The 12,549-nt window shown below is 57.4% G+C and carries 8 protein-coding genes; 6 read left to right on the top strand and 2 right to left on the bottom strand.

Annotation, left to right across the window (positions count from 1 at the left end):
* Positions 1-11: 11 nt before the first annotated feature.
* A complete protein-coding gene (locus tag G438_RS11285; protein ID WP_051259389.1) occupies positions 12-5,279 on the bottom strand; it encodes a DUF3418 domain-containing protein in 5,268 nt (1,755 codons plus the stop codon).
* A 70-nt stretch (positions 5,280-5,349) separates the two neighbouring features.
* Between G438_RS11285 and G438_RS0106785 the strand changes: the two genes are divergently transcribed.
* Positions 5,350-6,435: a PfkB family carbohydrate kinase gene (locus G438_RS0106785; protein WP_026460664.1), complete on the top strand. Its 1,086-nt coding sequence runs from the start codon at positions 5,350-5,352 to the stop codon at positions 6,433-6,435.
* A gap of 17 nt (positions 6,436-6,452) precedes the next feature.
* Here G438_RS0106785 and G438_RS0106780 read toward each other — a convergent pair whose 3' ends face one another.
* Complete coding sequence (locus tag G438_RS0106780; protein WP_026460663.1) at positions 6,453-7,223, bottom strand: alpha/beta fold hydrolase; 771 nt, start codon at positions 7,221-7,223, stop codon at positions 6,453-6,455.
* A gap of 153 nt (positions 7,224-7,376) precedes the next feature.
* Between G438_RS0106780 and G438_RS0106775 the strand changes: the two genes are divergently transcribed.
* From G438_RS0106775 to G438_RS0106755, 5 genes are all read left to right on the top strand, one after another.
* Positions 7,377-7,691 carry a YtxH domain-containing protein gene (locus G438_RS0106775; protein WP_026460662.1) on the top strand — a complete coding sequence of 105 codons (315 nt, stop codon included), beginning with the start codon at positions 7,377-7,379 and terminating at the stop codon, positions 7,689-7,691.
* Positions 7,692-7,810: 119 nt separating this feature from the next.
* The gene (locus G438_RS0106770; RefSeq protein WP_131245827.1) at positions 7,811-8,857 is read left to right on the top strand and encodes a VIT1/CCC1 transporter family protein; all 1,047 of its coding nucleotides are present in this window, start codon (positions 7,811-7,813) and stop codon (positions 8,855-8,857) included.
* Between the two features lie 85 nt (positions 8,858-8,942).
* Complete coding sequence (locus G438_RS0106765; protein ID WP_026460660.1) at positions 8,943-9,635, top strand: trimeric intracellular cation channel family protein; 693 nt, start codon at positions 8,943-8,945, stop codon at positions 9,633-9,635.
* Between the two features lie 240 nt (positions 9,636-9,875).
* The gene (locus tag G438_RS0106760) at positions 9,876-11,273 is read left to right on the top strand and encodes an amino acid permease (RefSeq protein ID WP_026460659.1); all 1,398 of its coding nucleotides are present in this window, start codon (positions 9,876-9,878) and stop codon (positions 11,271-11,273) included.
* A 320-nt stretch (positions 11,274-11,593) separates the two neighbouring features.
* Positions 11,594-12,307, top strand: a complete 714-nt coding sequence (locus tag G438_RS0106755; RefSeq protein ID WP_420804721.1) for an HNH endonuclease family protein — start codon at positions 11,594-11,596, stop codon at positions 12,305-12,307.
* Positions 12,308-12,549: the final 242 nt, after the last annotated feature.

The raw sequence follows: 12,549 nt of genomic DNA, 5'->3' as shown, positions 1-12,549 counted from the left end.
CAGCGATTGCCCTAGCTTTCGCGTGTCAGTAAACCAAGTACGCGTTTGGCTGACACCTTCATAGGCGTCCCCAATTGCTGGGCGAACAGGGAGACACGCAGTTCCTCCAACATCCACCGGGCCTGTTCTAATTCGCTGTGTCGGTTGGTATCAAAGGGGCGTTGCGCCGCCATTTCGTGGCAGCGAGATAACTCCGCTTCAAGCGTGTGAATCCGTGCCGCATCTTCACTATCGCGACTCAAGGCTGCTGCTGACTGCGATACACGCTGTAAACGCAGTGCACCTGCACGAATATAACGCGCCAGATGTGGCATCTGAGAAAAGGGTGTTTCCAGCACGAAATTGTTATGAAGTAGACGCGCTACCGTCTGTGCAATATCGCGCCTGACCTCAGTTAACGATTCTCCAGTGTATGTGCGAAGTGCCTGATCAAGATCAGCCTGTGCCTCCATCGCGCGCACCACATAGCCCAGTAGTTCGTAGACACGATCCTCATGGAGGTCCCGAGCACGTGCGACAAGGTCCTCAAATGCCTCAGCATCGCGGATATTTGCCGCATCTACACCGCAAAGGTCATCGAGAAGCGACAAGCAACTCGCCCATTGCGCGTGATCAACCAGAGCAGCAGTATCACCGTAGGGCGTGGCAGTAAGCATCAAGGCTTCGCGTCCACTCCAGCGAGTGGTGACACGTTTCGTCGCGAGGCGAAGGCGCCCAAGCAGCAGCAATGCCAAAGCTTCGCGGTGGTGGCGATCGGCGTCCGCTGGGGAGGCCATTAGTCTCACACCTACACGTGGCTGCTGGGCATCGCCTTGAGGGACCAGGGCTGGGTAGCCTCGTAAAAGCATGTCGGCACGCTGTTCAACAACGCGCGGTAACGGTATCGGTGGGAATGTGGTGAGTCCGTCGCGGTGAAGGCTGTCGGTCGTGTGGAAATCGTTGCTGGGTGCCGCCCCTGAGGGATGGTCAATGGGTGCAGGTGCACTGGTGATTGTCGAGGCGTGGGTGACGCTGGTGGCGTTGGATTTAGTGCCTCCATCCTTTGGTGCATGAGCAATGTCTGTCGTTTGGGTGACGCTGCGACGTCGATTGCTGCGACGTGCGCTGTCCATTGCTTCGGCGACCGCCGTCCTCACCGCATCTTGCACCGCGTCATTTGCTTGTTGAGCCAGGGTCTTTTGCAAATACAGCAGGTCGGTGCCTGCTCCGACTTCTTTGCCGCTGCGGTCGGTGACGACGAAGGTCATATGCAAATGTGCAGGCAAATGGTCGTGCATATACGCCATATCGGCGCTGTCAAGGTCAACACCGCGGATAGCGCGAATGGCATCAGCGAAAACCTCAGCAAATGGGCGCTGCTCCATCGTGAGGTGCGTGGCCGCTTTGGGGCTTAATATGCGGTCGGGTATCGATGGGTCAGGTGCCGAGGCGTCGTTGGCTGCCGATGGGTCAGGTGCTTGCGTTGATACAGTGTTTGGCGCGGACGGGCCAGGTGCTGATGTTGGGTTCGGCGCGGATAAAGCGTTCCCAGATGTTGCCGCAGGCTGTGAGGCATCAGACGACCTTGTATGACTCCTCCGGGCCTTACCGGTACGCTCACCCCAAGCAGCCAGACGACCAAGAGCAGCCGACAGTGACATAGGGTCATCATCCGGTAGCGAATGCACATCAGAAGTAGGGCAAGTTTGAGCTGTATTCCCATGCGTTGGAGCAGCCGTCACGGCGGAGATATCCTTCACAGTACCGCCGTCCCCGCCAGCGGTACTTTTCTTGCGGGCGGCACTATCCCCGTCTGCGTTAGCGTCGCCAGCACGATTCCCGCCAGCGGTACTTTTCTCTCTGGTAATACCCGCGCTGTGAGCGTGATTATCCACGCGAGTAGCAGAGCTTTCCCCGAAAGCAGAGGTCGCCTCGTCACGCGCGTTTCGCATCCACTGTGCGACACGCTGCCCAACTTCGGGTGCCGGGGCCAATAGACGTCGCTTCGCCTTAGGCAATGCCCGAATCGCTTCGGTGGCCAACTCGGCACGCATCCCCGGAACGAGCCAATCCGTACCAACATCACTGACACGACCCAGCACTTCAAGAGGGATTGTCATCGTGACGCCATCACGCGCGGATCCCGGCGTGAATTGGTACGACAACGGCAGTTTCATATCTGCACACACCCAGTGATCCGGGAATGCATCAGGATCAGAGCCGGTGCCTCGAGGTAGCAGCAGCGCCTGCGTATAGTTGAGCAACTCAGGTGTCTGGCGTCGAGCTTGCTTCCACCACTGATTGAAATGTGCAGCACTAGTAATGGAGTCAGGGAGCACATCATCAAAGAAAGCCACCAGAGACTCTTCATCCGCAACTAAGCCGTGGGTACGACTGCGCCGCTCAACTTCACGGGCCTGCTCCACTAGCTCGTCGTTACGACTTTGGAAACGATGACGCTCACGCCATTCGCCACGCACAAGCCCATGCCGGATCAACATTTCTCTGGCCAGCTGACGTGCCGTGAGCGTCGATGCGTCCGCATCTTCCGCCTTGTCGGGTGGTGTCGTTGGCACCGTCGGTGGTACATCGGCCACAGGGCGCGGCACAACATTAGTGCCGCGACTCTCCAAACCCCCAACCAAGCCCTGAGCAAGTGCCGCCAAAGACCCTGCTTTCGGCAGTGATATTGCCGAGGCGCTGCCACTTCCCAGTGGTCGATCACCCAGGCGGCCCAGCAATACAGGTCGGTCGGCAACCAGCGTCATCCCGTACAACACAACCTTCTCTTTCACCATGGCTGCTCCCTTGGCGGAAGACCAGTATGGTTCAGAGTAGATGCGCCTGACCAGGTGCTTGGCTGCAGGTTCTACCCATTCAGGTTCAATACGTGACACTGTCCGCGCAAAAAGGCGAGAGGTTTCCACAAGCTCAGCTGCCATCACCCACGCTGGGTGGGACCGAGACAAGCCCGAGCCAGGCCAAATGGTGAAATGAGTGTCGCGTGCTCCCTGATAATCGCGCTTTGCCTCGTCCCAATTACCCAGGTTCGACAACAATCCGACAAGCAACGAACGATGGATTTGCCCGGCATCAGCCGCATTTGCTGACAGGGTGTAGGACACCGCAGCGCGCGCTGCCGCATCGGCAAGACCGCGCGCCTCGGCCTCGGCAATAACGTCGTTTGGAGACGGAATACCGATGGGATCCAATGTGAGGTCAAGAGGACGTGCCATTTGCCGCAACTGCATCACCACATCACGCCACTCACGAAAGCGCAGATAGTGCAGGAACTCAGCGCGACACATACGCCGAAACGCCGAGCCAGACAGGTCACGATACTGCACATGCAGGTAGCGCCACAGATTGAGGTAGGTAATGAAATCAGAATGGCGGTCAATAAAGCGTTCATGTGCCCGGTCGGCCGCATCCTGATGTTCCAAGGGCCTTTCACGCACATCCTGAATGGATAGTGCCGCCACGATGACAAGTACTTCCGATGCGCAGCCATTGGCATCAGCTTCAAGAAGCATCCGGCCTAGTCGAGGGTCGATGGGAAGACGTGCGAGGTCTCGGCCCAGTGGTGTGATGCGTTGATCGGCAGCGGAAACAGCCCCAATTTCCGTCAGAAGCTGCATACCGTCGCGCACCGCTTTTGTATTAGGAGGGTCCAAGAAGGGGAAATGCTCCACTGACCCAAGGCCCAAGGCAAGCATTTGCAAAATGACACTGGCCAATGAGGTGCGCAGGATTTCTGGTTCAGTGTAGGCCGGACGGGTTTCGAAATTACGCTGAGAATACAAACGAATGGCGATACCATCAGCCACACGTCCGCAACGGCCCGAGCGTTGATTCGCGCTGGCCTGAGAAACCTGTTCAATGGGGAGACGCTGAACTTTCGTACGATTCGAATACCGCGAAATGCGAGCAAAACCCGGATCGATAACGTAGCGGATACCGGGAACAGTCAGGGATGTTTCGGCAACATTTGTTGCCAGTACGATGCGGCGCAGTTGGTGATCCTCGAAGACACGCTGCTGTTCGGCGGCGCTCAGACGTGCGTACAGGGGCACGATTTCGATATCCGAGGCGCGCGCTGCCCTCGGTTTTTCGCCAGCACTGGTGCGGTAAGCACGTTCGCCAAGGTGCTCGCACAACGCTTGCTCTACGTCGCGGATATCGCGTTCACCTGGCAGAAAGACGAGGATATCGCCGTCGCCTTCGGCACATAATTCGTCGACGGCACTACAGATCGCTGTTTCGACGTCAATATCGTCGCCAGCACCGTAGCCCAGTGTCGGCAGGTCGTCGTCCGGGTCTTCAAGAACAAGCTGAGTGGTGCCCAGCACGGTGCTGGCGTTAGTGTCGGTGTGGGTGGTGTTGACACTTGCATTGTTGCGGTTGGGGTTGGTGGGAAGGTCGGTGTCGTCGTGCGTCGAGGTGGCCGCGCTACCAGCGCGACCGCCTAGGCCACTTGCGCTGGTGAAAGTCGAGGGCACCTCTGCACTGAGCGGACGGTAGCGGATCTCCACCGGATAGGTTCGGCCCGACACCTCAATAACAGGTGCTGCTTCAATTAAACGACCTTGACCTGCCTGACCTTCCCAGGTGCCAAAATGTGTGGCAAAACGTGCAGAGTCAATGGTGGCTGAGGTGATAATGACTTTGAGGTCGCGACGCATCGGCAGTAGCCGCGCCAAATAGCCCAAAATGAAGTCAATATTGAGGCTACGTTCATGCGCCTCGTCGATAATCAGCGTGTCGTAGCGTTGCAGGAGTGGATCAGACTGGATTTCGGCCAACAAAATACCGTCCGTCATCAGCTTCACCATTGTGGTGGGACCGACCTCGTCGGTGAAACGCACCTGGTAGCCAACAATTTGCCCCGACTCGCGACCCACTTTTTGTCCCAACTCGGAAGCAATTCGATCAGCGACAGACCGGGCAGCAATACGCCGAGGTTGGGTGTGCCCAATCATCCCTGAAACCCCACGGCCAAGCTGCAGGCAGATTTTTGGTAACTGAGTAGTTTTACCCGAACCTGTTTCACCCGAAACGATGACAACCTGATGGGTGCGGATGGCTTCGGCTATTTCGTCGCGACGCGCGGATACCGGAAGGTCAGGGAATGTAATGACCGGTATGGCCGCGACACGGGCCGCAAGCTCATCAGCAGAATAGGGTCGAAAGGCACTCAGGCGCTCGTCAATGGGACGGCGTTGCTTGCGTGTGGTGCGGGTGCCACGAGGCTGCCGCCGCCGTGAGTGGCGCGGCTGGAAACGCTTGGGGTCCTGTGGCACTCCCCAATCCTACCCACGTGGTGCGCGCGTGGTGCAGCGAAATTGGGCGTGGGACGGCACAATGGGACCCATGTTTGCACTGTGTGCCGGATTGACCACGCTGGACGTACTGCACGCCCTTGACCATGTCCCAGACCCTACGATCAAAGTGACTTCCACAGCGCATCTCATGGCAGCTGGAGGTCCCGCAACGAATGCTGCGGTCACCATCGCCACCCTGGCACGTATCGCAGAGCAACTTGATACTTCCGCAGACACCAGCAGTGCGCAACAGACCCACCGTGATGCAGCTGTTTCATCAGATGCCAGTAACGATACTATCGCGCTGCTCAGCGCGATTGGCACCGGCGTTTCCTCCTCCCTTATTGCTCGTGATCTGCATGAATGTGGTGTTACGCTACTTGATGCGACGCCTGTGGACACTGATCATGCCGAACCTGCCGTGTCCTCAATTATTGAGCACCCCGAGGGGCGAATGGTGGCCTCAACGAATGCCCGCCTCGACGTTGACACTGCACTGGCCAACGAGTATCTGGCCACACTGACGCGCGATGAAGGTGATGTTGGGGTGGTTCTTATTGATGGCCATAACCCAGCTCTTGCCGACATGGCATTGCGTTTAGGGGTGCCCCAGACTCCTGAAACAGAGCAATCCCCATTCGATGCGCTTGAAATGAAACCTTCTCATCTGCGTATATTGGACGGCGGATCATGGAAACCATGGCTGAGTCCGTTGCTTGGTTTTGTTGATGTCGCAGTTGTTTCCGCTGATTTTTGCCCACCGATCCTTCCCCAGGCCAGTGCCGAGGCCGTGGCAGCCTTTCTGCGGGGTTTCGGCATTACACGAGGCGTAAGAACGCGCGGCTCTCAGCCGGTGCAGTGGTGGTGGAATCAGGACAGCGGTGAGGTCAACGTGCCCCAGGTGAACGCCGTTTCGACTTTGGGTGCAGGCGACGTTTTCCACGGCGCATTCGCCTGGGCAATGGCACGCCTCGGATCGGCATCTTTGCACCTGGAAGACCCAACGGAGGTTATTCGTTTTGCCAGCGAGGTCGCCGCCGCGTCAACAACTGAATTTGGCACACGATCATGGCGTAATAATGAACAGGTGCGGCAGGCTGTTCGCCACTGGTTGCAGTCAGGTGCCGAGAATTGAAAACCAGCGACCGTGTCTTAGCGGCGGACCGGCACCCACTGCTTAGCCCAGGTCAATGCTGGGCCAGCCAACGCCTCGGGACTTTCTCCAAGAGCAAAACGTGCATCGTGGACGATATCGACTCGCGACCCATCCGGCATGGAAGCAAAAACATCCTGCGTGACCAGCGTTAACTCCGTGTCCACATCGTCAGCGTCGTGGATAACCAACAGCGGGCACGAAACGCCAGAGACTAACGCGTTGCCGTCAACCATCGACAAATCAATCAGCGTCTGCTTGGAGATAGTGAAATGTTGTCGATTGCCCGGAAGATCATCCGGCACCGTAGTCACCCCATGTTGCTCCAACTCATCAAGCTGGACTGCAGAGAAAATTTCCTCCCACTGATAGGTACGTGGCCCTAATACGGGGGAAGACAAGACCATTGCCCGCGCAGCAGCAGGCCGCGCAGCCAACGCTACAAGAGCACCGTAAGAATGCCCGTGGATCAGTTGCCGAGAAAACCCCTGATCCGCCAGCCATCCAGACGCAGAACGCAAATCCTCCACCTGCGCCTCACGCGTGATAATCGCATCATCACTGGACCCGTGCCCCGAATAGTCGAACTCCAGCGTCGCGTAACCCGCGCCTCGATAAGCGGCAGCAAGACGGGCAAAATGCTCACCAGAATGACGGTTGGCCAGGAAAGAATGCGAGAAGAGCACCGCCGCATCTGCCGAATCCACAGGGTTCACGAAAGAACCACACAGGGTAGCCCCACGCGGTGTCACAATACGTACGTCACTCACCTATACAACCTATCGGCTTGGTGACCTTGGCGAAAGTGGTAATCGCGCAATGAGGCAATGTGACACGAAAAGTGTCAGGCCCTGATGTCAAGGCGCGCCAAGGCGACTAAGGTAGAGGCCAGTAAAGCACCGTTTCGCGGACGCGGAGGAAATATGGGCACTAAGTTCGGAATTATTGTTGGCCTGGGTATCGGCTACGTCCTGGGAAGTCGCGCCGGACGTGAACAGTACGAACGTATCCGCCAGGGCGCCTCACGCCTCCGCCAGGTGCCCATAGTGGCAGCACCCCTTGACCGCGCGGGCGAAAAAATATCCGAAATCGTTCGCGACCAGGGTGAACGTGTCACCGACAAAGTGGCTGACGCCGTCAAAGAACGTCTCTTCGGTGTCGCACCGCAGGGACAGACCGTTGAAGCCACCAGTCACGAGGTGCCGACCAGTCGCCCGACACCACCAACAGCCAAGTGAATACCTCGTCAGCGCCACACCAATCGGTGCCTTCCCAATCAGCGCCACATCAACAGGCACGTCCAGACCCAACGCCTGCACAAATTCGCCGATGGCGACGCCACCTCGCTGAAGAACGCATGGAAGCACGAACCTACCGGGCACTTGCTGAACGCCGAGTAGGTGAAGAACGTGACGTGCTATTGGCGTTGGCTGAAGCTGAGAGGCGCCATGAAGAACACTGGCTGAACCTCCTTGGCGACAAGGCGCTACCAGCACCCCGTCCTTCCCTGGGAGCGCGCCTATCGGCAGCGCTTGCCCGCACGTTTGGCACGATCTTCATTCTTGCCATGGCGCAACGCGCAGAACAACGTTCCACTTACGATGCGGACGACGACGCTACTGCGCAAATGGCCGCCGACGAACATATCCACGGCGAAGTCGTACGAGGCCTTACCGCACGATCACGGCAAGCGCTCGCGGGCACCTTCCGCGCCGCCGTCTTTGGTGCCAACGACGGTCTTGTCTCCAACCTCGCCCTGGTCCTTGGTGTGGCGGCCACAGGACTGGACACGCGCCTCGTACTCGTTACCGGTATCGCTGGCCTGCTCGCTGGTGCACTGTCAATGGCAGCAGGCGAATGGGTGTCGGTGCAAAGCCAGCGTGAACTGCTCGATGCTTCAGTGCCGGACCCGGAGGCCCACAGAAGCGTGACACATCTCGACGTTAACGCCAACGAACTCGCATTAGTTTTCCGTGCACGAGGCGAAAGCCCACAAGAAGCACAAGCCCACGCGGATGCCGTATTTGCGCGCGTGATGACCCCAACTTCAACTGACTCAGGTGTCATTGCTGTACGAGCCGCACTCGGTGACGGTGGCGAACGGGCACAGGGCGCAGCGGAAGAAATCGGCACCCCGTGGCGGGCCGCGGCCTCGTCATTCCTTTTCTTCGCTGTAGGAGCCCTCGTTCCGCTGCTGCCATATTTCTTTGGTGTGAGCGGACTAATGGCCATCGGGATCTCGGCTGCCACCGTGGGGATTGCCTTGATGTTCACTGGTGGGGTCGTGGGTGTCTTGTCCGGGCAGGCGCCATTGCCGCGAGCCATGCGGCAGCTAGCGATTGGTTATGGGGCGGCACTGGTGACCTATGCGTTGGGTAGCCTTTTTGGTGTCCAAGCCGCCTAGTATTTCCCTCACGCTGCTGCTTAATTCCCGCACGCCTTTCTTTATTTCCCTCACGCAACAGCTATGGGTGACAATATGAACCGTGCTGCACGGTCTCCTCAACACGCTGAATGAAACACTGCCGGACCTGTTCCGAGTGATCGACCTTGTCGGTGTGCTCCTCAACGGGATTCTTGGTGGACGTCTGGCCCGCGTAAAAGGTTTTGACGCGGTCGGTTTCGCAGTGCTGGCCATTATGTCCGCATTAGCTGGCGGCATGGTCCGTGACGTGCTTTTACAGGTTGGCCCACCGGTGGCACTCACCGACCCGTTCTACCTGGGTACGGCACTTATCGGCGCGGCCATCGCGATGCTGTGGAAATTAGATTCCCGTCCGTGGCGCATCGCTTTAATACTTGCCGATGGCATTGTCTTAGGGTGTTGGGCGGCAACAGGTGCAGTAAAAACCCTTGAGGCCGGTTTTGCGTGGATGCCCGCCATTATGCTCGGCATTATGACTGCCGTGGGTGGTGGCATGATCCGCGATATTTCCTCCGGCTCAGTGCCGCAGGTCTTTGGCGGTAATAACCTATACGCCACGCCCGCCTTGGTTTCTGCTTTGGTGATGGTGGCCTTCTGGCATTTTGGGCTCCCCACAATCGGGATGTTGGTTGCCACTATCGTTGGTTCAAGTTTTACGGTTTTAGCGCATTGGCGGCGTTGGCAACTGCCCAAACATACCGGGTGGGAGCTCACACCCGAATATATGAAAAGGCTTTTTGAACAGCGCCGTAAATAAGCTCAGTGGGGCAAAGAGATAAAGCTCAATGTTCACTGTATTAACTAATTGCCGTCGGTGTGCCCACTGGGTGTAGCCTTATGCGTCGGCAGCCTTAATAGCACCGCTGCCACGTACTACGGCCTATCCCATACTCGAAGGAATATTTTCGTGAGCACCAGTCACGTTGAGGCACCTGCAGGTGCCGCGCACGAGAAACAGAACTTGGCGCCTCGTCGATTCAAAACCCGTCACCTGTCGATGATGGCCTTGGGCACTGCCATCGGTGCAGGCTTCTTCCTGGGTACCGGTCAGGCGATTTACGAGGCGGGCCCAGCTGTGTTGATTTCCTACGGTTTGGCGGCCTTTATCGCTGTGTCGGTCATGTACGCTCTGGCAGAAATGGCCGCGGCCCTGCCATCAACGGGCTCATTTTCGACATATGCGCAGGCAGGTATTGGCCGCTGGGCGGGCTTTACAGTCGGATGGCTGTACTGGTTCATGCTGATGATGGTGCTCGGCATGGAAATCACGGGCGCGGCAGAAATCTTTGTCAAATGGTTCCCCGCCGTTCCACAGTGGAGTGTGGCTTTAGCTATTGTGGTGGTTTTTGGTGGAGTTAACCTCCTTGCGGCCGGCGATTTTGGTGAGGTTGAGGCGTGGCTTGCAGGGATTAAAGTCTTTGCGATTATCGCTTTCCTTGTCATTGCCGTCGGCTTGCTGACTGGCATTATTCCTGGACGTGAGGCCCCTATTGCCGACACGGTTTTGGGGCATGGGGGTTGGATTCCCAATGGGCTGACCGGTATTGCGGTGGGTATTTTGGCGGTAATTACTTCTTTTGGTGGTATCGAAGTGGTCACCATTGCTGCCGCAGAGGCAGAAGATGCACGTACGGCGATATCCCGTGCCATCCGGTCGGTGATTTGGCGCATCCTCATCTTCTACGTCGGCACGGTTGCGTTGCTAGTGTGTCTCTTGCCGTGGAACTCTGAACAGATGCGGGGGACCCCACTTGCAACGGTTCTGGACATGGCGGGCGTGCCGAATGTGGGCCTCATTATGGAAGTCATCGTTTTCATTGCCCTGGTGAGCGCTTTTTCAGCAATTATTTACTCGTCGTCGCGCCTGGCTTACAGTCTGTCTGCGCGCAATATGGGTATGCGCTGGCTGCTGGGTAAGGATGCGATTATTCCCGAGGTGGTGCGGCGTTCTAGCGCAGAATCTGGCCTGGGTGCTGTGGTGGCGGGGGAGGCTGCCGCTGGTGACATGTCGCATGGGCGCACGCCGCGTCGCGCTGTGTCGGTGTCAATTGCCTTGTCCTTGGTATCGGTGGCATTGAACTGGTGGCTACCTGATGTGCTTTTGGGGATCCTTATTAACGCCATTGGCATGATTCTGCTGGTGGTGTGGGTATTCATCATCGTTGCACAGATGCGTTTGCGTCCGCAGCTTGAGCAGGCAGGTGCGCTTTCAATCCGTATGCCGGGCTGGCCCGTGCTGCCCTGGGTGGTGTTGGTATGTCTTGCTGCTTTGGGTGTGTTGATGGCGACGACTGAGGCTGGCCGAGGACAGTTACTTGCTATGGGTGGCTTAACGGTCGTTGTTATTGCGCTGTTCTTTATCCGGCAGTGGTGGTTGAAGCAATTCGCGCACTGATATCTGTCCGCGCCGCGCGCCTGAGATGAGCGTTACGCAACGTTGAAGGTGGGGCTATGCCGAGTGCGGAGCAGTGGGTGAGGAAGTGAAGGCACGGGCGATGCTTGTTTATCGCATTCGCTCATGGCGCACGTCAGGCGGTGTGTGAAGCGGTCGAGGCCCTTATCCACAGTGAAACACAGACCGGACGCAGCTGTGGGAGCCTCCTGCGACAATATCAGCATTGGAGGTGAATGCCAGTGGGGAAGTATCGGCGCAGACAGGGCCGCGGCCGTGCACGGCGCCTCGTCGGTGCGCTATTTGCATGGGGTGTCGTTGCCATCGTGTGCATTGCTGTCACTGGTGTGTGGTCGACCCATGGCGCGGATCTTGGTGCGATATGGCAGGCCTTTCGTGCGAGCGTTGGGCAAGGCACGCCTGAAAATAGCGGGGATGGCAGCGACGATGGCCTTGCACAAAGTGAGGTGACGACGATGCTGCGCGCATTAACGGTGCGTGGGAATGACGAAGCTGGGAATATTCCTGACTATGATCGGGAAGTTTTCGGGCAACGATGGGCCGATACTGACCGTAATGGCTGTGATACGCGCAATGACATCCTTGCACGAGATCTGTCACGACCGACCTTCAAAGAAGGGACGAATAACTGCGTGGTGCTTTCAGGTACGCTCGCAGAACCCTATCAAGGACGGATTGTCGAATTTCAACGAGGTGACGGCACCTCGGACCTGGTGCAGATTGACCACGTCGTTGCACTCGCTGACGCCTGGTATTCGGGCGCATGGCAATGGGACAGCGCAACCAGAGAACGTTTTGCCAATGACCCTGCGAACCTCCTGGCCGTGGATGGACAAACGAATCAGGACAAAGGTCGTGCCAGCGCTGACCAATGGCTTCCGCCCAATCGGTCGTTTCGCTGCGACTACGTGACAACGCAAATACGTGTGAAATACGCGTGGGGATTATCTGTGACACAAGCGGAATACAAAACGCTGGTCAATGTACTTCAAGGATGTCAGACAGAGAGTTCCTGACCTCAGTGGTGACCGCACCATGTGAGTACTGCATCGTCTGGAGATGCGGTGCTGTAGATGAGTAGGGAACACTTCACATGAGCATGCAACTGATGTGGATTCTGGGTGAAGTATTTCCATCAGGTGGAGCGAATCGACATATGACCGTTCCTAAAGTGACCGGATGGCGGTCATGCTGCTCAGTAATCGCGCCGATCTTTAGGATTGAGGTCAGAGTCCGCATCACTGTGCGGGGAAGAGGA

The organism is Schaalia suimastitidis DSM 15538 (assembly GCF_000429105.1).
In the GTDB taxonomy this organism is placed as follows: Bacteria; Actinomycetota; Actinomycetes; order Actinomycetales; family Actinomycetaceae; genus Pauljensenia; species Pauljensenia suimastitidis.
Note: the sequence above shows the minus strand (reverse complement) of the source record. Positions and strands in the feature narration are given on the sequence as shown.

Bases quoted from the DNA above. Each gene is read 5' to 3' on its own strand.
- G438_RS0106775 (WP_026460662.1), top strand. From the start codon at position 7,377: ATGGGCACTAAGTTCGGAATTATTGTTGGCCTGGGTATCGGCTACGTC.
- G438_RS0106770 (WP_131245827.1), top strand. From the start codon at position 7,811: ATGGAAGCACGAACCTACCGGGCACTTGCTGAACGCCGAGTAGGTGAA.
- G438_RS0106785 (WP_026460664.1), top strand. From the start codon at position 5,350: ATGTTTGCACTGTGTGCCGGATTGACCACGCTGGACGTACTGCACGCC.
- G438_RS0106760 (WP_026460659.1), top strand. From the start codon at position 9,876: ATGATGGCCTTGGGCACTGCCATCGGTGCAGGCTTCTTCCTGGGTACC.